General features: G+C 42.8%; 25 protein-coding genes. 7 read left to right on the top strand and 18 right to left on the bottom strand.

The features are described from left to right. Window positions 1-273: 273 nt before the first annotated feature. From Q4561_RS16690 to Q4561_RS16675, 4 genes are all read right to left on the bottom strand, one after another. Window positions 274-858 carry a hypothetical protein gene (locus Q4561_RS16690; RefSeq protein WP_303462187.1) on the bottom strand — a complete coding sequence of 195 codons (585 nt, stop codon included), beginning with the start codon at window positions 856-858 and terminating at the stop codon, window positions 274-276. A gap of 114 nt (window positions 859-972) precedes the next feature. Then, window positions 973-1,506: a DUF3592 domain-containing protein gene (locus Q4561_RS16685; RefSeq protein WP_303462185.1), complete on the bottom strand. Its 534-nt coding sequence runs from the start codon at window positions 1,504-1,506 to the stop codon at window positions 973-975. A 336-nt stretch (window positions 1,507-1,842) separates the two neighbouring features. Next, on the bottom strand, window positions 1,843-3,885 hold the full coding sequence (locus tag Q4561_RS16680) for an NADPH-dependent 2,4-dienoyl-CoA reductase (protein WP_303462184.1): 2,043 nt from the start codon (window positions 3,883-3,885) through the stop codon (window positions 1,843-1,845). Window positions 3,886-3,972: 87 nt separating this feature from the next. Beyond that, window positions 3,973-4,839, bottom strand: a complete 867-nt coding sequence (locus Q4561_RS16675) for a crotonase/enoyl-CoA hydratase family protein (RefSeq protein ID WP_303462183.1) — start codon at window positions 4,837-4,839, stop codon at window positions 3,973-3,975. Window positions 4,840-4,963: 124 nt separating this feature from the next. Between Q4561_RS16675 and Q4561_RS16670 the strand changes: the two genes are divergently transcribed. Beyond that, on the top strand, window positions 4,964-5,584 hold the full coding sequence (locus tag Q4561_RS16670; RefSeq protein WP_303462182.1) for a TetR/AcrR family transcriptional regulator: 621 nt from the start codon (window positions 4,964-4,966) through the stop codon (window positions 5,582-5,584). A gap of 75 nt (window positions 5,585-5,659) precedes the next feature. Here the strand turns inward: Q4561_RS16670 and Q4561_RS16665 are convergent, their stop codons facing one another. Then, a complete protein-coding gene (locus tag Q4561_RS16665; protein WP_303462181.1) occupies window positions 5,660-7,306 on the bottom strand; it encodes a GMC family oxidoreductase in 1,647 nt (548 codons plus the stop codon). A 315-nt stretch (window positions 7,307-7,621) separates the two neighbouring features. Here Q4561_RS16665 and Q4561_RS16660 point away from each other — a divergent pair, with 315 nt between their 5' ends. Further along, complete coding sequence (locus Q4561_RS16660) at window positions 7,622-8,335, top strand: DUF1439 domain-containing protein (protein WP_303462180.1); 714 nt, start codon at window positions 7,622-7,624, stop codon at window positions 8,333-8,335. Window positions 8,336-8,496: 161 nt separating this feature from the next. Here Q4561_RS16660 and Q4561_RS16655 read toward each other — a convergent pair whose 3' ends face one another. From Q4561_RS16655 to Q4561_RS16645, 3 genes are read right to left on the bottom strand one after another with little or no spacing between them, the layout of a single operon-like run. Further along, window positions 8,497-9,936: a wax ester/triacylglycerol synthase domain-containing protein gene (locus Q4561_RS16655; RefSeq protein WP_303462179.1), complete on the bottom strand. Its 1,440-nt coding sequence runs from the start codon at window positions 9,934-9,936 to the stop codon at window positions 8,497-8,499. A 3-nt stretch (window positions 9,937-9,939) separates the two neighbouring features. Continuing rightward, window positions 9,940-10,614, bottom strand: coding sequence for a TetR/AcrR family transcriptional regulator (locus Q4561_RS16650; RefSeq protein WP_303462178.1), 675 nt, complete (start codon window positions 10,612-10,614; stop codon window positions 9,940-9,942). A 1-nt stretch (window position 10,615) separates the two neighbouring features. Further along, window positions 10,616-11,824, bottom strand: a complete 1,209-nt coding sequence (locus tag Q4561_RS16645) for a DUF445 domain-containing protein (protein WP_303462176.1) — start codon at window positions 11,822-11,824, stop codon at window positions 10,616-10,618. A gap of 214 nt (window positions 11,825-12,038) precedes the next feature. Between Q4561_RS16645 and Q4561_RS16640 the strand changes: the two genes are divergently transcribed. Both Q4561_RS16640 and Q4561_RS16635 read left to right on the top strand, forming a co-directional pair. After that, window positions 12,039-13,496: a DUF3336 domain-containing protein gene (locus tag Q4561_RS16640; protein ID WP_303462174.1), complete on the top strand. Its 1,458-nt coding sequence runs from the start codon at window positions 12,039-12,041 to the stop codon at window positions 13,494-13,496. Between the two features lie 62 nt (window positions 13,497-13,558). Further along, entirely contained in the window at window positions 13,559-14,992 is a 1,434-nt protein-coding gene (locus tag Q4561_RS16635; RefSeq protein WP_303462173.1) for a hypothetical protein, read from the top strand. Between the two features lie 18 nt (window positions 14,993-15,010). Here the strand turns inward: Q4561_RS16635 and Q4561_RS16630 are convergent, their stop codons facing one another. The 5 genes from Q4561_RS16630 to fadR form a co-directional block, all read right to left on the bottom strand. Then, window positions 15,011-15,871 carry a hypothetical protein gene (locus tag Q4561_RS16630; protein ID WP_303462172.1) on the bottom strand — a complete coding sequence of 287 codons (861 nt, stop codon included), beginning with the start codon at window positions 15,869-15,871 and terminating at the stop codon, window positions 15,011-15,013. Window positions 15,872-16,037: 166 nt separating this feature from the next. Further along, a complete protein-coding gene (locus tag Q4561_RS16625) occupies window positions 16,038-16,397 on the bottom strand; it encodes a phasin family protein (RefSeq protein ID WP_303462170.1) in 360 nt (119 codons plus the stop codon). Between the two features lie 93 nt (window positions 16,398-16,490). Continuing rightward, on the bottom strand, window positions 16,491-16,883 hold the full coding sequence (locus tag Q4561_RS16620; RefSeq protein ID WP_303462169.1) for a VOC family protein: 393 nt from the start codon (window positions 16,881-16,883) through the stop codon (window positions 16,491-16,493). 116 nt (window positions 16,884-16,999) lie between these two features. Next, window positions 17,000-19,192, bottom strand: a complete 2,193-nt coding sequence (locus Q4561_RS16615; protein WP_303462168.1) for a S9 family peptidase — start codon at window positions 19,190-19,192, stop codon at window positions 17,000-17,002. Between the two features lie 263 nt (window positions 19,193-19,455). Beyond that, window positions 19,456-20,166 carry a fatty acid metabolism transcriptional regulator FadR gene (fadR, locus tag Q4561_RS16610; protein WP_303462167.1) on the bottom strand — a complete coding sequence of 237 codons (711 nt, stop codon included), beginning with the start codon at window positions 20,164-20,166 and terminating at the stop codon, window positions 19,456-19,458. A gap of 438 nt (window positions 20,167-20,604) precedes the next feature. On the opposite strand from fadR, the gene nhaB reads away from it, so the two are divergent. From nhaB to Q4561_RS16595, 3 genes are read left to right on the top strand one after another with little or no spacing between them, the layout of a single operon-like run. Continuing rightward, complete coding sequence (nhaB, locus tag Q4561_RS16605; protein ID WP_303462165.1) at window positions 20,605-22,188, top strand: sodium/proton antiporter NhaB; 1,584 nt, start codon at window positions 20,605-20,607, stop codon at window positions 22,186-22,188. Window positions 22,189-22,197: 9 nt separating this feature from the next. Next, window positions 22,198-22,725, top strand: coding sequence for a disulfide bond formation protein DsbB (gene dsbB / locus Q4561_RS16600; protein WP_303462163.1), 528 nt, complete (start codon window positions 22,198-22,200; stop codon window positions 22,723-22,725). After that, window positions 22,722-23,270, top strand: coding sequence for a GNAT family N-acetyltransferase (locus Q4561_RS16595; RefSeq protein ID WP_303462161.1), 549 nt, complete (start codon window positions 22,722-22,724; stop codon window positions 23,268-23,270). Before dsbB ends, Q4561_RS16595 begins: the two co-directional genes overlap by 4 nt. Here the strand turns inward: Q4561_RS16595 and Q4561_RS16590 are convergent. The 5 genes from Q4561_RS16590 to rnd are packed head-to-tail and all read right to left on the bottom strand — an operon-like array spanning window position 23,267 to window position 26,892. Next, window positions 23,267-23,761, bottom strand: a complete 495-nt coding sequence (locus tag Q4561_RS16590; RefSeq protein WP_303462159.1) for a YcgN family cysteine cluster protein — start codon at window positions 23,759-23,761, stop codon at window positions 23,267-23,269. The two genes, Q4561_RS16595 and Q4561_RS16590, sit on opposite strands and share 4 nt — an antisense overlap. Beyond that, complete coding sequence (locus Q4561_RS16585; protein ID WP_303462158.1) at window positions 23,761-24,423, bottom strand: fumarylacetoacetate hydrolase family protein; 663 nt, start codon at window positions 24,421-24,423, stop codon at window positions 23,761-23,763. Before Q4561_RS16585 ends, Q4561_RS16590 begins: the two co-directional genes overlap by 1 nt. 1 nt (window position 24,424) lies before the next feature. Beyond that, the gene (locus tag Q4561_RS16580; RefSeq protein WP_303462216.1) at window positions 24,425-25,369 is read right to left on the bottom strand and encodes a lytic transglycosylase domain-containing protein; all 945 of its coding nucleotides are present in this window, start codon (window positions 25,367-25,369) and stop codon (window positions 24,425-24,427) included. A gap of 47 nt (window positions 25,370-25,416) precedes the next feature. Beyond that, the gene (locus Q4561_RS16575) at window positions 25,417-25,716 is read right to left on the bottom strand and encodes a YcgL domain-containing protein (protein ID WP_303462156.1); all 300 of its coding nucleotides are present in this window, start codon (window positions 25,714-25,716) and stop codon (window positions 25,417-25,419) included. 18 nt (window positions 25,717-25,734) lie between these two features. Further along, entirely contained in the window at window positions 25,735-26,892 is a 1,158-nt protein-coding gene (gene rnd / locus Q4561_RS16570; protein ID WP_303462155.1) for a ribonuclease D, read from the bottom strand. Window positions 26,893-26,899: the final 7 nt, after the last annotated feature.

Raw genomic sequence — 26,899 nt, 5'->3', positions numbered from 1 at the left:
AAAATTTTGGGGATTTTTCCAAGTATTGATAGCGAACAATACTGTTACGTCTAATTTTGGAAAATAAAAAATATCCGAAACATATCCGTTTATTGCGCCACCATGTGTATATACAAATGCTCCATTTAAATTCTTCATCTTTAAACCCAGTCCGTATGTACCTGATGAATATTTAACTTCACTTCAGCCGCAGGTGGTATCTAGCAGTTTTCTGTTATTGTTTGAGTGATAGCAAGGAACGCGTAGTATATGATTTAGTACTAGAGGCGCTTGTTATATTTTCACAGGGATTTCCCACGTTCTTTTTATACTTTGCATTGATTCAACAAACTCGAAACTCGCCTCCCAAAAATATTTATTATTTGAGAAGAATCCTTTGTTTGTCGGTTTCTTGTCGTGTGGGATAGTGAAGCTGAACTCCAAGATAGTTGTGCCGTTTACATGGTTAATCTTTGCTGTTGAACTTGACTCCCAAACTTTATCTTGTCGACTCTCATCGCCAGCCGTTTTGCTTCGCCGCCATAGAGTGATTGTTATTTCTTTAACGCTATTAAAGTTTGGCCTCCCAATTTCAATAGAGCCTTTAAATTCCTCACCAATTGTGCAGAATGATGGCGTTAATGTTAATGGGGTCTTGCCTAACTTATAAAATTTCCGCTTTTGATAAGTCCCTATCGTCAACAAGAGAATAGAGAACGAGAGAAAAAAGCCAGAAAATAAGTATGTAGCAGGTGATTTTGTGTCAGTTGATATGCAAAGAAGGGTAATTGCAGGCAGCAATAAAACGATACCGAAAACTTGAATGAAAATACCATCCGTGCTCTCTTGACTGCGTATAACTCTATTAATTGTATCCACAAATATTACTCCTTCATAAATAGCCATCGCAAAAATCGATGATAATGCTTATCTGAGAAGCAAAACAGAGCCAGGCACTGTGCCTCATCATTTAATACGCCTGTTACAAGACCATTACCATTTCTTTCGCATCTTAAGTAAGAGGTACATGATGCCTCCACCAAATAGCAACAACACTAAAAGCATAACCACGGAAGTTGTTAATTTTGACCAGTGAACAGATCTATCTGCGACAGCTTCACAAGGCTTATCTGGATTGACAAAGACTTGAATTGGCTTGCCAGCTTTATAATAAGATTTGAATTTATAAGCTAATTGTTCCAAGGGACCGTTATCTGTACTTTCAACCCACCAGACCCTACGTCCAACACAATTAGTGCCATCAAAATCGTACTGGTAGGTAATCTGAGGGCCGTAATAAATGTACACGGTTGTATTTGAAGAGCTTCTGGAAGTTGTAGTTGTTTTAATCGACGCGTTTAACAATTTGGCATCAACTGAAATCCAATGAATTGAATTAATGTTGCCGTATATTGGAGTTATAATGTTTTTCAACATAATAAACATTAAAAACACCGCCACAGTAAGAAAAATATAAAGGATAATTCGCGCTATTTTGTCATTTTTGTTTTTAGTTACTTTGGCCAATATCAAATCCATATTTCAATTTTGAAAAGTGAAAATATTCAGTGCAGGGCTTATTACTGAAACTTCATAGTAACACCCGTTTCTCATTAAAAACCATATCTTGTGTTTTCATGGGAAATAATTGTGAAATGTCCGTTTTGCGTACAAAGCTGCCTAATACCAACAGAATTCCGAAAAATAATTGCTGGCGCTTAGTTGCCTGTAAAATACAGCAGAAAAAAGGCCTATCCCAGCAGGGATAGGCCTTAACAAACATTGTTGATATTGGCGTTTATATCAGTGTCAGTAAGTTTATACGAACTTTCTTACTTCAGCTACAATGTACACAACACTAACCTAAACCGCAGCACATACTCGCGTACCCTGGTCGATAGCACGCTTTGCATCTAGCTCTAGCGCTTCATCGGCCCCACCAATAAGGTGATAAGGCATATTAAGCCCTTCAACAATCTCACGCATTGGCTCTTGGCCAGCACAAATAATGACGTTATCGACAGGAAGCACTTGGCTTTCACCGCCTACGGTAATGTGTAAGCCTTCATCGTCAATTTTGTCGTAGCTTACGCCTGGGATCATCTTAACCCCTTTCGCCAATAGCCCTACGCGGTGTGCCCAGCCTGTGGTTTTACCCAAACCTGCGCCCACTTTATTGGTTTTACGTTGTAGCAAAAATATCTCACGGCTAGAAGGTTCTGGCTGGGGCTTAACGCCTTCAATGCCTGAACGAGCGGTAAAGGTCATATCAATGCCCCACTCTTTCATAAACGCAGGAATATCTTGGCTTGGGGTCGATTTTCCGTGAGATAAAAACTCAGCCGTATCAAAACCAATTCCACCAGCGCCAATGATAGCAACTCGCTGCCCTACTGGCTTTTTATCTTTTAACACATCTAGGTAGCTCAATACTTTGGCATGCTCAACACCTTCAATGGCTGGCGTGCGTGGTTTAATACCTGTCGCTACCATAACCTCATCAAAGCCTTCATCGTTAAGCATGGCTGCATCAACTCTGGTATTAAGCTTTAACGTAATGTTCTTATGCAGCTCAATTTGGCGAGCAAAATAACGTAAGGTTTCGTAAAATTCTTCTTTACCCGGAATTTGTTTCGCTACATTAAACTGACCACCAATTTCATTGGCGCTATCGTAAATTACTACGTTGTGACCACGCTGGGCCGAGGTGACGGCTGCCGCTAAGCCAGCTGGCCCTGCACCTACTACCGCAATACGTTTTTTAGTATCGGCTGGTACAACGTTTAGTTCTAACTCATGACATGCGCGAGGATTGACCAAACAGCTGGTTAACTTGCCATTAAATACATGGTCAAGACAGGCTTGGTTGCAGCCAATACAGGTATTAATTTCATCTGCACGGTTTTGCTGTGCTTTCCGCACAAAATCGGAATCGGCCAAGAAAGGGCGTGCCATAGATACCATATCCGCATCACCGCGAGCCAATACTTCTTCAGCCACTTCTGGCGTATTAATTCGGTTTGAGGTGATCACTGGAATGCTCAAGGCTTCGCGGAACTTCGCCGTTACCCATGTAAACGCGGCTCTAGGTACCTTGGTAGCAATAGTAGGAATACGGGCTTCGTGCCAACCAATACCAGTGTTAATAATAGTAGTACCGGCTTTTTCAATTTCTTTACCAAGCTGAACCACTTCTTCGTAGTTCGAGCCACCTTCAACAAGGTCTAGCATTGATAAACGGTAAATAATGATAAAGTGCTTACCTACCGCTTCGCGTACACGGCGAACCACTTCAATAGGTAAGCGAATGCGGTTTTCATATTCACCGCCCCAATTATCATCTCTATGGTTGGTGCGCTTGGCAATAAACTGGTTTAAGAAGTAACCTTCCGAGCCCATAATTTCTACGCCATCGTAACCAGCCCGTTGTGCTTGGGTAGCCGAGAATACGAAATCTTTTATTTGTTGTTCTATTTCGTCGTCTTCTAGGGCTTTTGGTTTAAATGGGTTAATGGGCGCTTGTACCGCCGAAGGTGCTACCAATTTATCGCTATAAGCGTAACGACCGGTATGCAAAATCTGCATACAGATTTTGCCACCAGCAATATGTACCGCATCAGTGACTTCTTTGTGATTGTTTATCGCCTCGTCTGTATCTAATCGGCGTGTTGAAGGATGGGTTGAGCCTTCTTCGTTAGGCCCAATACCGCCGGTAACGATAAGACCAACACCACCTCGGGCGCGTTCTGCATAAAACGCAGCCATGTGCTTGTGGCCTTTGGGTATTTCTTCTAAACCAGTATGCATTGAGCCCATAAGCACACGGTTTTTAAGCTGAGTAAACCCTAAATCTAACGGACGAAATAAATGTGGGTATACAGGATGATCGGTAACGGTCGTATTCATGATAAATCCTTAATAAGTGCCTGTTTCTTAATTTTTAATAGAATTCGTTCACAATGCATTGCGCATAAGCATTTCGGTCGCTTTGCGCTAGTCTTTCATTTTCTTTACTGCGCCATGAAGTGGCTCAAAATCGGGTAACGACTGTGTTTTCTGAGCTTCCATAGCTTTCATCACATCTTCCATTTGGAACATGCCTGCTTGCCATGTGGCCATATAGGTTAAGCTTTCAGCTATCGTATGCTCGTTGGCATAGTTGATCATGGTTTTAGTGCCTGCTACCGCGACGGGAGAATTCATTGCAATCGACTGGGCTAGCTTGTTTACTTCAGTAAGCATTATGTCTTGGCTGTCGTACACCTTGTTCACAAACCCCAACTGCTGCGCTTCTTGTGCGCCAAAGTTGCGGCCGGTATAAGCCAATTCTTTCACTACACCAATAGGAATTAGCTTAGGTAAACGTTGCAGAGTGCCCACATCGGCGGTCATGCCTAACTGGGTTTCTTTAATGGTAAAAAATGCATCGCTAGTGCAATAACGCATGTCACATGCACTGAGTAAATCCACCGCACCACCAATGGCCCCGCCTTGTACTGCTCCAATAACAGGCATACGAGCTTGCTCTATGGCAGTAAAGCTATCTTGCAATAGCATAACCATACGGCGCATGCGTTCAGCGCGACGCGATGGGTCGCCTTTAAAGTCTTTTGCCATGTTCAGGAATACGGACAAATCCATACCGGCAGAAAAATGCTTTCCGGTAGAAGAAATAATGATAACGCGCGCAGAGCCTTCGTCGTCTATCGCGCGAATGGCGGCAGGAAACTCTGTCCAAAAGGCAGGGTTCATGCTGTTCATGGCTTCAGGCCTATTTAGCACTACCTGAGCAACGTACCCTTTTTGCTTTACTTCAAGGGTTGAATAAGGATTTTCTTGCGTTATCGACTCGGCTTCCATTTCATTCTCCTGTTAACATTTTTGCAAACTAGACGGCGTCAAGATAAAATGCAATATTGACAGTGTCAAGATAAAACGTTATCTATTCGTCTCAACTATCAAAAAGGGTTTGGTTTACACCAGTATGACAAACGCAGCACAAACATATCATCATGGCGATTTACGCACCGCTTTATTGGAAGCGGCCACTAAACGTGTGGCTGAATTCGGCATAGATAGTTTGTCGTTACGAAAGCTTGCAGAAGATGCAGGGGTTTCTCGCACCGCGCCCTATCATCACTTTAAAGATAAAAGCGCGTTGCTAAGTGCTATTGCCGCGAAAGGTTTTAGCCAGTGGCATACCAACGCTAAACGAATTTTCGATCAGCATGATGTTGCTCCGCAGTCGCGATTTCGTCAGTTTATTCATGAATATATAGGTTATGCCGCTGATAATCCTCAAATGTACGAGCTTATGTTTGGTCGCACTATTTGGCACGACAACGCGGCAACACAAGGGCTAAAAGAAGTGGCCTACCCTTGTTTTCAGTTCCAAGTTGAAATGACAAAATATTGGCAACAAACCGGGTTGTTACCTGCAGGTCAAGATGCGCTTCGAATGGCGCAGGTTACTTGGGGCACCTTACATGGTATTGCGCGATTATTAATTGATGGAATTTACGCTGATCGCAGCCATATAGATGAAATGTGTGACTGCGCAGCTGATTTGTTTATGCAAATAGCCCTGCCCCCAAAAAGTAATTAAGGGCTATTTGGGGTATACCTTTGAGGTACTGCTTTTAAGGGACAGCGCTTAAGGTTTAGCCCTTAAAGTATAAATCTAAACAGGCGCAGCAAGCCCTTCATGGTCTGCTTTAATTAAATCTACAGCACGCTCTGCAATCATAATGGTAGGCGCATTAGTGTTACCACCAATCAGGCTTGGCATTACAGACGCATCAACTACACGTAGTCCTTTCATCCCTATGATATTAAGTTGAGTATCCACAACTGCCATAGCGTCGTCTTTACTGCCCATCTTACAGGTGCCTATTGGATGATAAATGGTCTCTGCCCGCTCCCGTAAAAACTCAAGTAGATCTTCATCAGACTCAGCTTCTACACCTGGGTGAAGCTCGGTGCCTTCGAATTTGTTAAAAGTAGGTGCTGCCAACAGCTTTCTTGCCATTCGGATGCCTTCAATCATTACTTGTCTATCTTCAGGCGCAGTTAAATAGCCGGGGTCGATAAGGGGGTGATCGGCAGGGTGGCTACTTTGCAGTGTGATACTGCCCCTGCTTTTAGGATACAAACAGCACACATGCACGCCGTATCCATAACCAAAGGCAAACTTTCGCCCGTGATCATCTAATATAGCGGGCAAGAAATGAAATTGAATATCTGGGCCACGGGTAGCAAGGCTTGAACTTACAAAGCCCCCCGCCTCTGCCACATTAGACGAATAAATTCCTTTTCGATGAAACAGATAATCATACGATGCTTTTATGTACGAGGGTAATGCGCCAGGAGCAATGGCGTAACCTTCTCGTGCTTTGCAAGTAAATTGGACAATGGCATCAAGGTGGTCTTGCAAATTTTGCCCCACGCCAGGCAAGTCATTTATAACGTGAATACCTTTATCTTCTAGCTCATGTCGTGGCCCAATACCTGAGAGCATAAGTAACTGAGGGGAATTAATAGCGCCACCGCATAAAATAACTTCGCTATTGGCGGTTTCGCTTTTTAGTAAATAGCGTGCAACCTTACCTTTCTCTCGCACTTGCACGCCAATGGCTCGATTGTTATCACACAACACTTTTTCAGCAGCAACGCCAGTGAGAATAGTAAGGTTGTTGCGATGAATTGCTTGGCTTAAATAGCCTTTGGCGGTAGAACAACGTTGCCCATTTATTTGAGTGACATGGTAATAACCAATACCTTCGCGAATATCGCGGTTAAAATCGTCTAGAACATCAAAATCTGCGTGGCTTGCGGCATCCACAAAAGCTTCAGATAACACACTGGTGTGTTTAAGTTCAGAGACATGTAACGGCCCTCCCTCTCCATGAAACTCGTCTTCGCCTTTAAAAAAGTTTTCAGATCGTTTGAAATAAGGCAGTACATCGTCAAAACCCCAGCCCGACGCGCCCTGCTCTACCCAATGATCGTAATCTTCTTTTTGCCCACGTATATAACACATGGCATTGACCGAACTACTGCCACCTAAGGTTTTACCTCGAGGCCAAAACAACTCACGATCGTACAGCTCTTTTTGTGGCGCGGTGTGATAACCCCAACCAATTCCTTCAAAGCGACTCAGTAACGACAAACCAAAGGGGATATGAATAAGAGGGTTAGAATCTTTTGTTCCGGCTTCAAGCAACAGAACCTGCAAGGTAGGGTTTTCAGATAAACGTGTGGCTAATACGGCGCCTGCTGAGCCTCCACCAACGATGATGTAGTCGAACTTACCCTGAGCCTCATTCATGCTTTGCTCCAAAACACGTTAAACAGTGAAATACGCAGCTAACGTCTGTAATCTTAGACACAAATAAGCGTATTAGTGGTACACGTAGACAAAACGAATATTGATATATCACAAACTATTTAGCGTTAGTCAAAAAACGCTATTCGTTTTGTGGTTAGACCAGACTACCAAATTAAACTGCCCATCTTAAAGTGATATGTTATATATTTTAAAAATTGTTTTACGTATAACCAGTTAAGTGAGCGTTATTACTTAATGGCTATCTAAAAGTACCGTATTTTAACGCTTTTAAATTGAAAACGCTGTAAACCATCAATGAAACTAGAGCTACGCGACAGAGGCATGCTGCTTATTTCTCGACTTTTAATTAAGCTGGGAAAGCTTCGCTACGATCAATTTTCGGTCGATGAGTTAAATACCCTATTATCTGAAAACTTGCCCCAAGCCTTCCCACTAGTCATACCCGTTGGCAACGCTCACGTTGCTATAAATAGTGGAAAGGTTAGCTTAAACGCCACTGCCAACCGCTTATCTTTGCAGTTGTTAGCCTCGATCACCATTACTTTGGCAGAGACCACCATTTACCGCGCCCATTTAGTTATTACGCTTAGCGCCGAACCACACTACAACGACATTGAATCTACCCTTTATTTTATCAACAAACAGGTAGACAACATCGCGATGGTTAACGACGACTATGCCCTTATAAAAGACACCCAATTTTTACTTTCCCGCTTTGTGCCAGGTAATTTAAATGGGCTATTTAGCCGCTCACTGAAAAGCGCTTTATCGATAGTGACTGTGGGTACTTCCGATCAAGCCGCAGAATACTTAGCACTGTATTTATCTGGTTCGAAACAGGCCGTGCTTGATTTTCACAAACCTCAAATTGAAAGAGCCATTCTGAACAAAGTGGCTACCCTTCCTCTTCATCATAAAATGCGTGAGGACCAATGGCGGGAAGTTCTTTTTTCTCGTTATGGAAAGAGCGTAAACGTAGAGCCAGACGCTCTCAGGTTTTATTTTTAACTTTTGCTATCGTTTCAGCATAGGTGTTAATAAAGGTGTAAGTGCTTGTGCGGGTGCTTAGCTCGGGTGCTTGGTTTGGGCATTAGTACAGGGCTTAGAGCGAGTACCGGTGCGAATAAAAGTCTGAGTGCTACTGTTGATGATGGTGAAATAGCACGAACTTAATGTTCGCTCACAATTGATACCGGCACCGATTCTTCATGCTCACCAATATCCGTAATCCGTAGTCTTGGATTGTCTATACACGCCTCTAACATCTCGAAGGCTTCTTGCACATAGCCCGCCAATGGCTGCAAGGTGCTGATATTTTTGTTACAACACACAATGCCTACATTAGCCACGCCCGCATAGGTCATTAAGGTGATATTCACGCCACCCCCTGGGGTCATGGTTGAAATGGGATAGCAGGCAAGTAGCTTACTGTCTTTTAAATATCGTGTGTCTCGGGGCCCCGGAATGTTCGATACCAGAATGTTAGCAATCGGCTTCACCACGTTTGAAATCTTAAGCCATTCAAAAACCAAGGCTAACGATTGTATTACGATGGTGTAACCGCTAAACGAAGCGGGCCTGGCGCGCATAGCGGCATGTTTCACTATCCGATGATTTATAATGATTTGACGCAATCGTAGGTATGGGTCGTGATCACCATGAGCCAACTGCACTGGCACAATGGCAATTTTGTTTCCCGTGGTTTTCTCCCCAGGCTTACGAAGGTTTATCGGCATATTGGTATACAGTGCTTTTGAAAACACATGACCATGATCTTGCAATAACCGATGAACGCCTATATCAAATGCACACAAAAGTATCTCATTTGCAGAGGCTCTGGTTCTTCTCGCAAGGGCCTTAACCCGTTTGAAATCAATATCGGTGGTGGTTACCACTCTTCCGGCTTCAACCTGCCCTGTTAATACGGTTTTAGTGCCTGAAAACGGCACCGGCATGTAATGAGGGTTCACCCTTATCAACTTTAAAAAAATGCGTATTAAAATAACCGTTAAATCGAGACCCGTTTTAAGGGCACTGCCCACACTAATGAACCGCTTATATAAACTGGAAGGCGTCTTTCTCTTGTGCCTTAATCGCTTAACCGCCCAAATTGGAGTGAATTCACTTTTATTCGACGCCGAAACATAGCAAGACTGAAACCACCGTACCAAAGTGGCACCATCGCCATACATATGATGTACCTTGGCGTAAATGGCATAGGTGCTACTATTTGAATCGAAAATGAAGTGATATTGCCATAAGGGTTTGTCTGGATCTAACCTTGCGGCGTGTAGCTTTGCAGAGAAATTATCTAGATTTTGTCTATCACTTACATCATCGATATGATGCAACTGAACATGGTAATTCATGTCTAAGTTTTTAATGGGCGAGAGCCCGATAGGATAGCCAAGCACGGTTTTGACAACGCAATTAAACGGTGAGGTTCCTTTTGCAAACCCTTTAATTTCATTATAAATAGCTGGTACGTATTCTGGGCTTTTTGCCCCTTCAGGCATTTCAAGTAATTGCAGGCAGCCAACGTGTTTCGGGTTTGCATCGGATTCTGTAATCCAAAAGGACTTATCAAGAAAACTCAGTGTTTTGCTCATCAATTATTCCTTTGTATTAAACATATCCTGCGGCACCAGCTCTGTAACATTGGCGAGGGCATGTGATTGCAACGCATCTAAAATACTGCTTTGTTCCGCATCACTTAGCACCAATCGAGGCAGTAAACTAACCATCATGAGTGACAACGCATGATAACGCTGAGATGTTTCATCCATATGGCTGTTAGTCTCATCAAATTGACAAGATTGGGTAATAATTAAACTGAGCAAATCCACCAGCAACGTCAAGTCTGAACCAAAGGCTACTAACAAATCTTTATCCTTTAACGTAGTCAGTAAACGTAAAAGCTGTTTGTTTAACCCCAAAAGTATATTTTTTCGAGGCTTTTCTATTAAAGGGTATTTTTCAACGATATCCGCCGGGCTTCGGTATAAAAAACGGAAAACATGCAAACTATCCACTAGCAAATATAGGTAATACATCACATCTTCTGCGGTAAGCGAATCGAAAGCGTTCGCCACAAACATACGCTGCATTTGCTTATCATGCATACGCATAAGCGCAGCCACCATGCTTTCTTTACCTTTATAATGGTAGTACAAATTACCAGGGCTTATATCTAGCTCCATAGCAATATCTACACTGGTCACCCCATTCTCCCCATGTCGGTTAAACATAGTGAGTGCGGTTAACAGAATTCGCTGCGATGTTTTCATGTTATAAAAACACCAAATACAATTGGGTAAAACCGGCTATCAAACCAAGCACAGCACCGGTGACAATAAGCTTCCATTCATCCTGCTGATAGGCGGGGCGTAACACCCCTTCGAATTCTTCGGCACTTAACGCTTGCATACGCTCGCTTAAATCTTGCCCTACATGCAAGGCGTCGTTAGCGTAGTCATAGGCGTACAACAAATACTTATCTGAGTTATCGAAAATCTGTTTCACCGCGAGTGATTTCATTCGATGGTAATTTTCCGACCCTATACCTAGCGCAAAATAAGGCTGGGTAATGGCAACATAACGCTCAATAGCATCGTTAACATGAAGCTCGATGAGTTCAAGAAGTTGCGCTGAACCCGAGCCATGTAAAATCACGTGAGTGATATTTTTAGGGGTAATTAGTTTCTGTTCAATAATGTCTGCATACACTTCAGACACTTCTTTTTGCCGCTTTAAAAACATACCTTGTATTGTAATAGGTCCTAACTTGCGTGGCCGTTTAGGCTCAAAGATAATCTTTATTGCAATCCAATTAGTCGCGTAGCCTACTAACAACCCGCCGAGGGGTAAAATCCACCAGTTCTGGAAAAAATGCCATAAAAACATGGTAGGCAAACCGAATAGAAAACCGAAGTAAAAACCGGAACGCACAATAAAGGGAAACTCTTTACTGCCTGCGGTTAGGAAAATTTCGTTAATTAACGTGGGAGAATTAACTAACTGCTCTACAACGAGTTCTTTAATATCTAAGATTTCAGCAATATTGTGCTGAAAGTCATCTACCATTTTATGCACGACATTAGGGATGTCATTTTCAATTCGCTGATATACAAGGTTTTTACCTTGCACTGGAAGTGCTGCCCATAGCTGCGGAGCAGATTCAGACATAACATCGTTAACGACTTTGCGGGTAACCTGGCCAAGCCGCCGCTCAATCGCTTTGGTTAAGTCACTTGGGTCGATTCGCTGTGCAAGCTCTTCAACACTAAGCAATTTACCCAAAACAAGCTCGACTTCAATTTCCGCCATTTGCCTGCGTTTTGCCGGAATTAACCCCTGCCAACCAAAGATAGGTTTAAACCCCACAAATTCGATGGGATAAAACATCATTTTTACTGCAAGGTAATTAGTTAACCAGCCAACCAGTGCGCTTATCAGCGGAATTGACAGCAGACTTAGTGTTTCTAAATTCCATTCCATATGGCGAACATCTTGCTCGAATTATTTTTATTCTCTTTCAGGCTACTGAGTGCTTACGAATTGGTCAATGTTTTATCGGTAAATGCACCAAGGATTGCAACATTTAGTCAATTACATCAAAAAAACTGCGTTTTTAATCGGTTAATTTTTGTTAGGTAGCGATTTCTAAATTTCCTTTGTACACTTTTTTTATGCTCACTCGTGACTAGAAAATATGGCTTTATTTGATTTACGCTTAAAAAAAATAGACCAAGACATTGCCTATGCTTCCAGCTATCAAGCATACCGAGAAGCCTGCTTAGCTCACGATGAAATATCTGGCGCAGAGGAATGGAAAGCCGATGATGCATCGAATGACTATGATTACATTCTTATCCGCAAGCGGGTGCAGCGGTTAAAAATTGCCAGAGGTAATGGCGATATGCATGCCCTGATGTCAATTATTCACGAAGGTTTGCACGGTAATTTAGGCAATATTTCGAACCCAAGAATGCGCAGTAAATGTAAGGTAGGAACTAAGTACCTTATTGTGCAATTTATTGACGAAGTAAAGTTAGCCCTCGACCAAATTTACCGAGCCAATGAAGACGACGTAGACTTTTACGAAAAACTGTCCTTTTTCGAAGAAACTGCCCACGCATTCGGTCGTAGTTGCCTTATGTTATCTGGCGGCGCTGGATTAGGTTTTTTTCACTGTGGTGTGGTGAAGTCTTTAAATGAGCGGGAATTGTTGCCTTCAGTAGTGTCTGGCGCCAGTGCTGGCTCAATTATCGCAGCGCTTGTTGGCACCAGAACTCATGACGAATTACTCGACTCGTTGAGCGCCGAAAATATCTATGAAACGTTTAAAAAATGGCGAAGCTGGTCTGGCTTTGGCAAAAATAGCTTATTTGATAGCACAGCGCTGGAAAACGCATTGATCAGCCTTTTCGATTTAACCACATTCGAAGAAGCCTATAAAAAAACTCGTCGCCATATTACGGTTACCGTATCGCCAGCAGATCTTCACCAACACTCTCGGTTACTAAACGCGAAAACCTCTCCCAATGCTATAATCACACAAGCCGTTCGGGCGTCGTGTGCGGTTCCTGTGGTATTCAGTCCAGTTCAACTTCGGGCAAAAACGCAGTCAGGAAATATCGTTCCTTATATTCCTAATCGCCGTTTCGCCGATGGCTCGTTAATGGCCGATTTACCTTTTGAAAGGCTTGCGAGGCTGTACGGCGTGAACCACAGTATTGTAAGTCAAACTAATCCTTTAGCTGTGCCTTTCATTTCTGCTACTCGCATTAACCCCCAGTCATTATGGGGGTTATCAACCCGTCATGTAGGTCAACTGCTCAAAAGTAATAGTATTTTTGCCATCGATATGATTGAAAATATGACTGAAAATAAAGGGGCTAAACTTGCCATTCATAAAGTGAAATCTATTATTGACCAGCAATACGTGGGAAATATAAACATCCTTCCTAAAAGGCAGCTTCGCAATTTGACACAAGTTATTGCCAATCCTAGTCTTGAAAGTATTACTGCACTTATTGTTAGCGGAGAAAAAGCGACGTGGCCGCAGCTCGATGTTATTGAAAAAAATACTAAAATCAGTGAAAGTTTGCGGTATTATCTTGGCAAATTGAAACAAAGAGAAGCGATTGAATTAGGGCATAGCGCTTAATTTAATCACCCCATGCAAGATACTGACTGGCTTCGGGGCAAAGATAAACACAAAGGATATCGGTGAGCGCACAAATTCAAAGCCCAGACAGCATCTACACTCAACACGTAAAACAATTGATAGACATGGTATACCCTCACGAGGCTGGCTATGGCTCAATTTATGAAGATGCCAAAAATTTTTACACCTTTACGCCTGAGTTAGAAGCCCACTTGGTGGAGCTGAAAACCCAGCTTAAAAAAGCGGAAGCCTCATCTAAACGAGAAGTGTTAGTTGAACAACTTAAAAAGCAAATTAAAAACTCTACTCAAAAACTCGAAGACGAACGTTACGCTCGGCTTGCTCGCATTGATGAAGTAAGCGTTAAACTTATTAAATTGTGTGAGGGAGACAGTTGGCAAGAAACGCAAAAGTTAAGCGCCAAATTTCTTGGAACCTTGATGCTACTTACCCAGGGGCCCGAGGGTAAGTTTGCTCGCATCCATCAGAGATTCAAGCCTCTTTATAAAGCGGTATTAGTATTACGCCTTACCGATAAGTTGCTCGATCACGACACCATCTCTCACAAATATTTGTCGAAATATCGCGACGCGATTTCTCGCATGCGCGGCAATCGGTATTGGAAAGAGAAATGGCGCATTGAATTAGGCCGCCCGTTAATTACTGCGGCTTTGCTTCAAGATATCGGCTTACAAAGCCCAGCAGCGTTAACCATATTACGCGGTGAGAATAATAAGTTAGACGAATTCAGATTACTGGAAGAAACTCAGCGAAAGGACCTGCTGAAGCTAAACTATCACTTCACCATGAAATACGTTACCGAAGGTCTAGGCATTCCTGCTTATGTAGGGAATGTTAAAGAAGAGCGTGACCGATTTATACAAACCCATAACGACGCACAAGATTTTGTTACCCAACTCGTTAAAGATGCATTTGTGTCTAAAACTGGCTTGGGTGAACTTATTAAAATTCCACAAATTTATGCGTCAGTTATTTTCTCAACGAAATCTGATTACAGTAGAAAAAACCTTCCTAAAGGCTTTTTGCTTATAGAGCAACTGTCCAAAAAAGGGGCGTTGAATAATAAGCTAGCAGAAGACTTTATTAGTATTGTTGGTTACTTTCCACAAGGTTTCGGTGTGACCTTTATTCCCCTGAATGAAAATGGGCAAGCAAAAGATAAATACGAATGTGCGGTAGTAATCGGATTGAATCCCGCAAAACCCGCTGAGCCAATTTGCAAGATAACCACTAGGAATCAAAAGCATATTAGCAGTGGGCAAATAGAAGTGATTGAGAAAGGTCGTAACCTTTACTTTCCTGCCAGCAGAAAGAAGCTAATGAACGTTGACCCAGCCCGCTTGAGGGAAATTATGAGCCAACTTTCAAATAACTTTACCCCAGATGCGATAGACGAGCTAATACCAAGCTTCTGGGAGCCTCACGATTACTTCGGCTTTAAAAAGCACCAAAGTTTATGGAGCAAAAGCAATTAGGCGCCAACAAGATGCCTGTTAGGCGTCGCTATCGGCTTTGCTACCATTCGTTGTTTTTGACGTGTTGTTGGCCGAAGGCGCTGCTGGTTTAGCGTCAGCTTTGTTCGCTGTCGATGCTGGTGACTTTGAGGCTGCTGATGTCGAAGCAGTTGTTTTGGTGCTTGGTTTTGGTGTAGCCGCTTTCGCTTTATTTGTTGCAGTGTTCGCCGCCGCTTTTGTCGTTGTATTAGCCGCAGAAGCTGCCTTTTTCGTAGCAGCTGTTTTACTGGCGGTGTCGCTAGATTTAGTCGCCGTTGAAGTGGCTTTGGCCGTGTTCGTTGTGGTGCTTTTGCTAGTACTCTTCGCGGTGTTAGCACTCTTCGCCGTGCTAGTAGCCGCTGGCTTGGCTGTTGTTTTAACTGCTGGCTTTGCCCTAGATTTTGGCGCCGTCTTAGGGGCCGTCTTAGTCGATGCTTTAGGCGCTGCTTTTGTAATGGTCTTCGTCGGCGCTTTTTGCGATGCAGTTGCTACTTCTGCTTTTTCAGCTGCCCTTTTTGCAGCAAGTAACGCCACTTGTTCTACTAACAAATCCACTTTCGCGGAAAGTAGTTCTATTTGATGTTCCCGCTCAACCCGCGCTTTACCACCAGAGAGTAAGCTAAACAGTGGCGTAGACATCACCAACTGCTGTGCACTATCCACTAAGTTTACTGGATTGAATCGACGTTTTAACTCACCTTCTACTTCCCCCCCTTTGCGCTGCATAGCTTCAATTGAGATTTGCGTATCATCAATTTTTTTACTTACCGTTGTAGCGGTACTTTCTAATTGGGCTGAGATTAAATCAGAGCCCGCCGCAAGCCAACCAAACAAAGGTGATGATTTGTGATTATTAGGCATGTGATCTCCCACGTCGAAAACGAATAGGACAAGGTAGCAATTGTGCTAATGACAGTGCTGGCTTAAGCACTTATATAACTGCTTACACAAGCGCCTATACAACTGCTAGTAAAGCGCTAATACCTTACTACCTTGCTAAATAACACCACTTAAAGCGTATGGTGTGCTATTTATTGGCTGCTAATTTAGCAACCGCTTCCGTCAAAGCATCAATTTTTGCTGAAAGCTCTTCAATGCGATGATCGGCAGGATCAGTATCTAAACCTAATTTTTTGCGTACATCTGCAACACGGTTTTCAACATCATTGGTCGTAGACTTAAACTTGCTGCGTGCATCGTCTTCTAAGGTTTCACCCTTATCTACCAAGTCATCAAACATTTTGCTTGCGTCTTCACTTAGCTTTTCATAGCGACCTTGTGCTTCTTCTACGCTTTTTCCGTATGCACCAAGCCCTGCTAGCCAAATTTTGCGAGCCATGTCTTCTGCTTCGTTAATTTTACCTTTAATGGTATCAGTAGTTGTCATCGTCAGCTCCTGTGAATATTCGATTACCTAATCACTATACAAAGTACAATTAGAAACCGCATACTAATAAAAAAGAATTAAACCGAACCATTACTATTGCTGGGAGTGGAACCCAATCATATTCCCCTCTGTATCAGTGGCTAGCGCAATAAAACCATATTCACCAATGGCCATTTTTTCTCGCTCTAGCACACCGCCTGCGGCAGTTACTCTTCCCGCCTCTACAGCACAGTCATCACAAGAAAAATAAACCAAGGTGCTATTTTTACCCACAGGGGCGCCTTCCATATGCACTAATGCGCCACTGGCACCATAATGGCTCATATCCGAAGGAAAGGCCTGCATACTAAAAGCAGACTGGGATTTATCAGCGGAGGGATCTTCTAAATTCTCTAGAGTGACCTTAAGCACACTTTCGTAAAAGGCCTGCGCGCGGGGCATGTCTTCAACATAAATTTCAAACCAACCAACGGGATTACTGTTCATAGCATATTTCCTTTAAGGTAAACGAATGCCAAATGTAAAAAAACAGGCAAACGCCGAAGCACTTACCTGTTCGTTATGTCAGTAAAACATAGTGTTGCTAGCTCAAATCTCGAGAGCTAGATTTCTATACCTGCCAGGTAAAACACGAATGCATATTCTAGCGCTGTCGACTCAAAACGTTTGAACCGACCAGATGCTCCACCATGGCCTGCTTCCATATCCGTTTGAAACAACAACAAATTATCATTCGTTTTATATTCACGCAGTTTTGCGACCCATTTCATAGGTTCAAAGTATTGCACCTGAGAGTCGTGAAGCCCTGTAGTTACCAACATGTGTGGGTAATCTTGGGCGCTAACCTGGTCATAAGGTGAATACGATAAAATATAATCGAATTCATCTTTGTTTGCAGGGTTGCCCCATTCGGTATATTCCCCTGTCGTTAGCGGAATAGTATCGTCACTCATGGTAGTAACAACATCAACAAATGGCACATGGGCAGAAATACCCAAGTAAAGCTCAGGAGCCATATTTGCGATTGCGCCCATCAACAATCCACCCGCGCTACCGCCCATAGCGAACACACGATCAGGGTCAGCATATTGCTTTTCAATTAGGCCTTTCGAAACGTCAATAAAATCAGTGAACGTATTAATTTTACTGTGCATCTTACCGTCTTCATACCACTGGCGACCTAGCATTTGTCCACCGCGAATATGCGCAATGGCAACCACAAAACCTCTGTCTATCAAAGATAACCAACTACTTCTGAATGTAGGTTCAATGGTGGCACCGTAAGAGCCATAAGCGTATTGATAAAGTGGGTTGGTACCATTTTTGGTAAACATGTCATTGCGATAAACCAGTGACACGGGAATATCCGTACCGTCTTCAGCTTTTATCATAACGCGTTCAGAGGTATAGGCATCAGAAGAGAAGGTATCTGACACTTTGGTTTGCTTTAATACTTTCTTGTCGAACGTATTAAGCTCTATATCCATGATAGTCGCGGGTGTCGTAAGTGAACTGTAGTAGATACGCAAGGTGTTAGTATCTTGCTGAGTATTACTGGTAAAGTAAGCGCCATAAATAGGGTCGTCGGTTGGAATAACCGCCGATTTATCAGTTACCAAGTTATGCGCAACTAAACGTAAAACGCCCTCTTCTTTCTCTTTCACTACTAAGAAGTCACCTAACACTTCAATATCTTGAATGAACACATCAGGATTATGAGGGATCACTTCTTCCCACTTCGACATGTCATCAGTAGCATTTGCCGGCGCTTTCATTACGCGGAAATTTGTAGCTGCATTGTTGGTTAGCACAAAGTAACTGTCGCCGGATTTTTCAATGCTGTACTCTTCATTTTCACGAAGCGGCAAAAATGAAACGGGTGCCTTAGTGGGCTTATTAGCATCTATTAGCGTTACGGCACTTTTATCCGTGTGACTATGATGAATGTATATCATGTCATCATCTTTACTTTTGCTAATGTAGGTATAAAACGTAGGGTCGGTTTCTTCGAATACTAAGGTGTCGTCTTCTTGAGGCGTGCCCAACACATGACGGTAAACTTGAAAGCCGAGTAAAGTTTGTAAGTCTTTTTTCACATAGAAAAGGTGTTTATTGTCGTTCGCCCATTCTACTTCACCTGATGTATCGTTAAGCGTATCGCTTAGCAACTCACCGGTTTTCAAATTCTTAACGAAAATAGAATAAACGCGGCGGCTCAAGGTGTCTTCTGAATAAGCAAGCAAGCTATTATCTGCACTAACCGAATAATCACCAATATCATAATAGTCATGACCTTCGGCCATCACATTCATGTTTAGTAATACCTGATCTTCTGCATCTAATGACGCTTTACGCATATAGATAGGATATTCATTTTCCCCTGAATACTCGGTGAAATACCAAAAATCGTTTTTCAAATATGGAACGGTAGTATCATCTTTCTCTATTCTAGCCACTAGCTCTTCGTACAAGGCTTCTCTTTTACCTTTAAGCGGCGCCATAACAGATTCTAAAAAGGCATTTTCTTTTTCTAAATGTGCCAACACCTTCTCGTCTTCACGGCTATCATCGCGCATCCAATAATAGTCGTCGTTTCTAACCACGCCATGGGCAGTGAGGTCGTGAGGAATTTTTTTAGCAACTGGTGCGGGAATATCAGTAATCAATTTAACGCCTTGCTGTTTTTCTAATTGAGTTTGTGAGGACGATTCCGAGCTTGTATTGCTGTTGGTGCATGCCCCAAGCGTTAGACTCGCTGTCAATGTTATACACGATGCTATCCATAGTGACTTCATGGTACGTCCTTTTAGGAATGTGAAATAGGCTAAATTCAATCCTAAAGTATAGGTAAATTTCGGAATTTTTATAGCCATAAAAAGCACGCTTTACATCTTATTTAACCGCAAATAGTTACAAGGTGTGTACGCAAATAAAAAAACGTCCTGAGAAGGACGTTTTAATAGAAACTAATCTGAAGCGACTAAGCGCTTTTAAGTGCTTTTTTAACTGCTATTTTTAATCAGTATAAGGAAAGGAGCTTTTCTCCTTTCAAATTGCACTAATCGACAATATCTTTAGGCATACTGTCGCGTACTTGCTGCCAAACTTTACCACTTTCAATACCATAGTCTCTTACCACTACAGGTACTTTATCGTGTCTTTCGTTTTCAGCCGCATCAAGTAACTTAGCGTAATAGGCTTTTGCTATGTCTCGCGCTTGTTGATGGTCGAAATAAAAACCACCAATGCGAGAGTACATGCCTCTAAAGCCATTCATCATCAACACAAACACATTGTTGTTTGATGCTAATGCTAAATCGTGGGTCATTTGATAATCGAACTGGGCAAATGCCGCGCCGTCTTCTTCCACGTCTTTATAACGTGCAATAATCTCAGCGGATTCCTTAGGGTTGTTACGAATTGCACCTCGAATGAACACGGCACTTAAATTTGTGCGTGCAGCTAAAAGGTTGTCAACTAACTCAGGAATACCTTCTTGATCGAGACGCGCTAGCGTTTCTAAAATATTCAAGCCACAGCTTTCCCAAAAGTTATTCACTTTTGTAGGTTTGCCATGCTGAATGGTTAGCCAGCCATCGCGCGCTAAGCGTTGTAATACTTCACGCAAGGTTGTGCGTGTTACACCAATAAGTTCTGAAAGCTCTCTTTCGGCAGGCAAAATTGTACCCGGCGGGAAGCGTCCACTCCAAATCGATTCAACAATATATTCTTCGGCAAATCCAGCGGGACTCTGCGCCTTATAAATCATAACTAATCGCCTGCACGTTATTGTTATTTTGCGACTGATTGTACCAGATGCGCTTTTATTATCACAATGAAATATCCCCTGCTAACGACATTTGTTAACATTTTATTAAAATACCTTCAAAACTTATCAGTTAGAGATTTTTTATTTCTCAAAAGCAGACTTACTCACCGCAATAAACTACATTGTTAGCTTGAATATTCACCTTCGAAAGATAAATCCGCTAACTTTCCTTTTATGGGGTCTGTGAATTGCTTTCTCAAGGTTGTAATATCATGTACGCTTAATTTCGGACTATAATGAAAGCAGCAAAACTGCCCGATTATCGATAACTTGCAATCACTTGCCCTCGATATGCGCCAGTTTATGTTTGCAATAACCAGAAATACAAAACGTAAAGACGCAACGTTAGCGACTTTGTTGTAAAAGGAATAGGAACTCATGCAAACCTCAATGATCTCGGCGGTCTATAGTAACTTCCTGGGACACGCGCCAAACTGGTATAAGCAAACCATTATCGCCTTTCTCATTATAAACCCAGTATTGTTTATGGTTGACCCTTACATTGCGGGTTGGACATTAGTGATCCAATTTATTTTTACCCTAGCAATGGCGTTAAAATGCTATCCCCTACAGCCTGGTGGTCTGTTATTAATTGAGGCCATGTTTATTGGTATGACAACGCCTGGCCACATGATGCACGAAATCGAGGTTAACCTTGAAGTGCTTTTACTTCTGGTCTTTATGGTAGCCGGTATCTACTTTATGAAAGACCTACTTATGTTTTTATTCACCAAGTTAGTGATTGGGGTTAAGAACAAAATGGTCTTGTCACTGTCGTTTATCTTTGCGTCGGCATTTTTGTCTGCATTCCTTGATGCACTAACCGTAGTAGCGGTAATTATCAGTGTTGGTTTGGGCTTCTACTCTATCTACCATAAAGTGGCTTCGGGAAAAGAATTCCACTCAGACCACGATCACACCAGTGATGACGGTGTTGATTCATTAGGCAGTAATGACCTAGAAGACTTTCGCGCCTTCCTACGTAATCTAATGATGCACTCAGCGGTAGGTACCGCATTGGGCGGCGTGATGACCATGGTAGGCGAACCACAAAACCTTATCATTGCTGATAAAGCAGGTTGGGATTTTGTCGAGTTCTTTATCCGCATGGCGCCTGTTAGCTTACCTGTTTTCGTTTTTGGTTTATTAACCACTATCGTTTTGGAAAAAACAGGTTGGTTTACATACGGTGCCAAACTACCTAATTCAGTGAGAAAAATTCTTACTGATTACAGCGAACATATGGACAAAAGCCGCAGCAAGCGTGAAAAGGCTAAGTTAGTGGTTCAAGCGCTTATCGGTGTTTGGTTGGTTGTTGGCCTAGCGACGCACATGGCATCAGTGGGCCTAATCGGCCTTTCAGTTATTGTATTAGCAACCTCTATGAGCGGCATTATTGAAGAGCATGCGTTAGGTAAAGCTTTTGAAGAAGCCCTGCCATTTACTGCTTTGCTTTGTATATTCTTTGGTATTGTGGCCGTTATTATCGACCAAGGCTTATTCCAACCGGTAATTCATTGGGTATTAAGCTTTGAAGGCGAAACTCAAATGGTGATGTTCTACCTCGCCAATGGTGTGTTATCGATGGTGAGTGATAACGTATTTGTAGGCTCTGTGTACATCACAGAAGTGACTGCTGCCCTGCAAGCTGGCCAAATTACCCGCGATCAATACGATATGCTAGCGGTTGCTATTAACACCGGAACTAACCTACCAAGCGTTGCTACACCTAATGGTCAAGCGGCATTCTTGTTCATGTTAACGTCTGCTATTGCACCTCTGCTGCGCTTGTCTTACGGCCGCATGGTGATGATGGCATTGCCGTACACCATAGTGCTAACTATTGTGGGCTTAGTGGCAACTTATGTGGGTTTAGCCGATGCAACCCAATGGTTGTACGACATGCATTTAATCGAACATCATACCGCGACAGAAGCTGTTAGCGGTGCTGTTTCTCACTAGGAATTAGACATGCGTTCAGTAGTACATCGCATTAGTCGCTGGGCAGAGCACAAGTCTTCATGGCTTGTGCTTTTTGCCACATCATTGGGGCTAGAATTAGCCGCACTATATTTTCAATATGGTATGGGTTTGAAACCCTGCATCATGTGTATTTATCAACGTACGGCCATGTACGGCATTGTGTTATCAGCGCTGTTTGTTTTAATTAAAAACAATGGTCTGACTCGCATGGCTGGGTTCGCGGGCTGGGCAGTATCTGCTGGCTGGGGCTTTTTAATTGCCAAAGAACATCTTGGTATTATCAATGCACCTAACCCCTTTTTCGCTAGCTGTGAAATAGTACCGAACTTCCCTTCTTGGCTTCAGCTTCATGATTGGCTTCCAGCTATATTTGCCGCTGAAGGTGATTGCTTAGCTGATAGTTGGCAGTTTCTTTCTATGGGAATGGCACAATGGATGCAAATTATCTTTGCTGCCTATTTTGTCGTGTTCGCAATAGTATTTGCATGTAGATTGCTAGATAAGAAACCCTTTTGATAGACCTCTCTATTTTACCGTCTAGGCTCCCTCCTATCCATACAGAACAGGGGCCAGTGGCGATTCAGCGCATAGCCCCTAAGCATGTTGAAGCCTTATGTGAGGCTTCTCAGCAATCTATTCATCATGTTAAACCTTGGCTGGGTGCCACACTGTGCCCTGTAACCCCGGCGTTAGCGAAGCAATGCATCCAATCAATGGAAGCGGCGCGAGAGTCAGGCTATGGGTTAACCTACTTGTTGATGCACGAAGAGCGCTGTTTAGGTATGGGCATAATCAACTATATACACCATACCCATTTAACGGCGAACTTAGGATACTGGCTTCGCCCAGATTCTTGCGGAAGAGGCCTAGCCACAGCCATTTGTGAGTCGTTAAAAAAACTCGCGTTTACCCAAATGAATTTACATCGACTAGAGTGTTTAATTGAGCCTAATAACAAAGCGAGTTTACGTGTAGCAGAGCGAATTGGCGCCGAGAAAGAAGGGCTATGCCGCAAGCGTATTTTCGGGCGCGATGCCCTGCTTTACAGCATTACGGCTTAATCTAAATCTTCTAGCGGCCAAATCGCGATATAGTCTTCAAAAGCATCTAAATCCACATCGGTTTCAAATACTGTTTTGTTGCGCACAGACATGCCATTTTTATGCATTAGGTGCTTCTTACCTTTATTTAGCAGTGGATGCCAAGACGGTAACCCTCGCCCCTCATGTAACCGGCGGTAAGCGCAACTGGTTGGCATAAAGAAGATATCTTTTAGATTAGCTTTAGTTAACTGAACGCAATCTGGCACAAGCTCTGTTCGTTTTGCATACTGGGTACATTCACATTTTTTCGTATTAAGCAGCGAACAGACAATATTGGTGTAATGAATTTGTTCATTCGCATCAATGTAATCCGTAGGCGCTTGCGCTTCTTCGTCTTCATCATCGATAAACTTATGTAAGCAACACTTTGCACAACCATCGCATAATGACTCCCATTCCTTTTGGGTCATTTCTTCAAGGGTTTTGGTTTCCCAAAAAGGAGCAGTCATTAGCGAAAAACCTTTGTATTAATAGTAATTTTATCATGCAAGGTGGCTTTAATAGTGTCACCCGCAAGTAACGGCCCTACCCCTTTAGGTGTTCCCGTTAGCACCACATCACCCGCATCTAGGGTAAAGGTTTGAGACATATGCGCTATTAACGGCACTATCTTATGTAGCATCATCGCGGTATGCCCAGACTGACGAACTTCACCATTTATCTCTAAGGTGAAATGCAAATCTTGCAAATCGTCGAAGCTAGCGATGGGTACAAACCCTGACACTGGGCAGCTTAAATCAAAGGACTTCGCCCGTTCCCAAGGTTGGCCTTGGGCTTTAAGATTGCGCTGAACATCACGTAGGGTTAAATCTAACCCTACGCCTATTCCCCAAATAGCCGCCAACACGTCATCTTCGGTTGCTTTGCATAAGGGGTGTTTGAGTAATACAGCCACTTCAAGCTCGTTATGGCATTCACCTTGGTCGGTAGGAATACTAAGTGGCGTTGTCATATCGCATAAAGCCGCTTTAGGCTTTAAAAACAATAAGGGTGACTCTGATACAACGGATTTCATTTCTTCAATATGATCGAGGTAGTTACGTCCAATACATGCCACTTTACCTACTGGCAGTGAAATTGGCCCACCTTGATATTCTTGATGTTGATACATATTAGTACCCTCGCTTGATGCGTTCTGAAAGGTAACCTACAGACACGCCGAAATAACTGGAGCGGTTCCATTTCATTAAGGTATGAAAGTTATTATAGACAAGATAAACCCGCCCTTCGCTGCCATCAGGCATAATAAGAGAAGCTTGAATATCAGCGGTAGGCAAATCGCTACCGTCGAAGCGTCTGACACCTGCTTGTTGCCAATAGGCTAAGGGCTTATAAAGGCTTTTTGAAAGACCAAATTCTGTTATAGGCTGAGTTAAAGATACCTGCCGCCCCCAGGTGCCGTTGTTATCCCACCCTTCTGAGGATAGATAATTTGCAATAGAAGCAAATACATCGGCTTCGGTTTGCCATATGTCTTTTCTGCCATCACCATCATAATCTACCGCGTAGTTTAAAAAGGAGATTGGCATAAATTGGCTTTGCCCCATGGCACCAGCCCAAGACCCCTTTAACGCATCAACGCTGGTATGGCCTTCATCAAGAATAGTCAGCGCGGCAAAAAGATTATCTTTAAACAGTTTTTCCCGCCGGCCTTCGTATGCAAGAGAGGCCAAAGCAGACAACACACTGTAATTACCTTGAATACGCCCAAAATTAGATTCATTGCCCCATAGTGCAATGATAAAGCGGGGCTGAACTTTAAACTTCTGGCCTATTTCTTCAAGCAATGGCCTATGCTTATTGTACATTTCAACCGCTTGCTGCACTTTCCAGTCAGGCACACGGCTAGCCAAATAGCTATCGAGCGTAATTTTTTTTTCGGGTTGGTTCTTATCTGATTTAATAACGGTAGGCCGAAAGCTAATATCGCTGAAGGCGTCATTAAGTAGTGCTTCAGTAAACCCTTTCTGCTGTGCTTCGGCTTTTAATTGAACAACATAATCGGCAAAGCCTTGCGCTGTTTTTTCTTCCGCTTGGGCAGGTGAAACACTTGCCATCAAGCCCGCTACCATGAGTAGCGCTGCTGCTAACCTAATAACCATTATTAAAACTTTTTGTCAGGGTTGGCTTGCAAGCCTAAAGATTTACGATGAGTCATCAGTAAATCATCTTCTTTAGGCGGCATTTGAAGATAAAAACCTTTATCTTCAAGTTCAGCGACAAGCTTCTGCTTATCAACCCCAGCGAGTTTTTCGTGTTTATCTAATGATAAAACTGTAACTAGCTCTGGCTTGCCAAACTTGTCTTTCAGAATTTCAGGCACATCATCAAAATTGTCTTTGTTAGGTACATATAAATACATACCTAGGTGTTTCCGTGATTTATAAATTGCGCACAACGTCATTTCGTAAACTCTTTAACGTTAGCGATTAGGTTTTGCACCTAATAGCTGTTCTAAATGGGGTTCAAATAGTGGAGCTCGCCAACCCGATAATACATCTGGCTTAAGGCCTTGCACGCGGGTTTCATCACAATCAAACCAATACCATTTTAATACTTGGTTTAATTGTTTTTTAGATGCGATCACTTCAGGCGTTACATTGTTATCGCTAGCAATTTTATCACTCAGCGCTTTTAGAGACGCCAATGTTTTCTTGTAGCTCGCCACATCAATGAGACGACTTACCTTTGGCAGTCTAAGGGATTCAGGCGTAGCGGCAAATTTGTCTCTTGCTTCGCTAACTAATGTCACAATGGTCTCACCATAACGCCTTACCGATTGCGGATTTACACCGTCCATTTGGCTCAACGCAGATTTGCTTGCAGGCATTACTCTCGCTGCTTCATAAAGGTGAATTTCTTTAAATACAAAATTCAACGCTATATCTTTTTTACGTGCAGTGGCTAGCCTCCATGCTGCGAGGGCTTGCAACACCGTTAATTGCTCGCTAGATAGACGCCAACTATTTTTGATGTGTAAATAAGCGAAATCCTCCGGAACTTGACTGCGCTTTTTATCGGCTAACTGAGCTATCTCTTGGTAAACCCAGTCTAACTTCCCTGCTTCATTTATTTTTTCAACTAAATGCTCATAGCAAGGCAGTAAATACAACACGTCGTTTGCAGCATAACTAAGTTGCGCTTCCCGTAAAGGGCGCGCTATCCAATCGGTACGAGACTCGCCTTTATCTAAGCTAACATCACACAACAATTCCACCAGCTTTGCATAACCTAGCGAGGCGCCTAAGCCTAGAACACTGGCGGCAAATTGACTGTCGAATACTGGCGTTGGTACGGTATTAAACGCAGTTAAGAAAGTTTCTAAATCTTCGGAGCATGAGTGCAGTACTTTAACCACACTCGTGTTTTCCATTAAGGCAATAAATGGTGAAAGGTCATCAATCGCAAGCGGATCGATTAGCACTAATTGATGTCCATCATACAACTGGATAAGGCCAAGTTGTGGTGACAGTGTTCTGGTACGAACAAATTCTGTGTCCAGCGCCACTGCGTTTTGTTGCTGAGCTAGGTGACAGACGCTATTAAGGTGTTCGAAAGTTGTTACTAATTCATATTGCATAATAATA

The organism is Alteromonas sp. 1_MG-2023, from assembly GCF_030547075.1.
GTDB lineage: Bacteria > Pseudomonadota > Gammaproteobacteria > Enterobacterales > Alteromonadaceae > Alteromonas.
The sequence above is the reverse complement of the archived record's forward strand: the minus strand, read 5'-3'. Positions and strand labels throughout refer to the sequence as shown.

Excerpts from the sequence above, each read along its gene's own strand:
- Q4561_RS16640 (WP_303462174.1), top strand. The coding sequence starts at position 12,039 with ATGGCTTTATTTGATTTACGCTTAAAAAAAATAGACCAAGACATTGCC.
- Q4561_RS16615 (WP_303462168.1), bottom strand. The coding sequence starts at position 19,192 with ATGAAGTCACTATGGATAGCATCGTGTATAACATTGACAGCGAGTCTA.
- Q4561_RS16665 (WP_303462181.1), bottom strand. The coding sequence starts at position 7,306 with ATGAATGAGGCTCAGGGTAAGTTCGACTACATCATCGTTGGTGGAGGC.
- Q4561_RS16620 (WP_303462169.1), bottom strand. The coding sequence starts at position 16,883 with ATGAACAGTAATCCCGTTGGTTGGTTTGAAATTTATGTTGAAGACATG.
- rnd (WP_303462155.1), bottom strand. The coding sequence starts at position 26,892 with ATGCAATATGAATTAGTAACAACTTTCGAACACCTTAATAGCGTCTGT.
- nhaB (WP_303462165.1), top strand. The coding sequence starts at position 20,605 with ATGCAAACCTCAATGATCTCGGCGGTCTATAGTAACTTCCTGGGACAC.
- Q4561_RS16655 (WP_303462179.1), bottom strand. The coding sequence starts at position 9,936 with ATGAGCAAAACACTGAGTTTTCTTGATAAGTCCTTTTGGATTACAGAA.
- Q4561_RS16625 (WP_303462170.1), bottom strand. The coding sequence starts at position 16,397 with ATGACAACTACTGATACCATTAAAGGTAAAATTAACGAAGCAGAAGAC.
- Q4561_RS16580 (WP_303462216.1), bottom strand. The coding sequence starts at position 25,369 with ATGGCAAGTGTTTCACCTGCCCAAGCGGAAGAAAAAACAGCGCAAGGC.
- Q4561_RS16680 (WP_303462184.1), bottom strand. The coding sequence starts at position 3,885 with ATGAATACGACCGTTACCGATCATCCTGTATACCCACATTTATTTCGT.
- fadR (WP_303462167.1), bottom strand. The coding sequence starts at position 20,166 with ATGATTTATAAGGCGCAGAGTCCCGCTGGATTTGCCGAAGAATATATT.
- Q4561_RS16675 (WP_303462183.1), bottom strand. The coding sequence starts at position 4,839 with ATGGAAGCCGAGTCGATAACGCAAGAAAATCCTTATTCAACCCTTGAA.
- Q4561_RS16660 (WP_303462180.1), top strand. The coding sequence starts at position 7,622 with ATGAAACTAGAGCTACGCGACAGAGGCATGCTGCTTATTTCTCGACTT.
- Q4561_RS16590 (WP_303462159.1), bottom strand. The coding sequence starts at position 23,761 with ATGACTGCTCCTTTTTGGGAAACCAAAACCCTTGAAGAAATGACCCAA.
- Q4561_RS16650 (WP_303462178.1), bottom strand. The coding sequence starts at position 10,614 with ATGAAAACATCGCAGCGAATTCTGTTAACCGCACTCACTATGTTTAAC.
- Q4561_RS16645 (WP_303462176.1), bottom strand. The coding sequence starts at position 11,824 with ATGGAATGGAATTTAGAAACACTAAGTCTGCTGTCAATTCCGCTGATA.
- Q4561_RS16630 (WP_303462172.1), bottom strand. The coding sequence starts at position 15,871 with ATGCCTAATAATCACAAATCATCACCTTTGTTTGGTTGGCTTGCGGCG.
- Q4561_RS16670 (WP_303462182.1), top strand. The coding sequence starts at position 4,964 with ATGACAAACGCAGCACAAACATATCATCATGGCGATTTACGCACCGCT.
- Q4561_RS16585 (WP_303462158.1), bottom strand. The coding sequence starts at position 24,423 with ATGTATCAACATCAAGAATATCAAGGTGGGCCAATTTCACTGCCAGTA.
- dsbB (WP_303462163.1), top strand. The coding sequence starts at position 22,198 with ATGCGTTCAGTAGTACATCGCATTAGTCGCTGGGCAGAGCACAAGTCT.
- Q4561_RS16575 (WP_303462156.1), bottom strand. The coding sequence starts at position 25,716 with ATGACGTTGTGCGCAATTTATAAATCACGGAAACACCTAGGTATGTAT.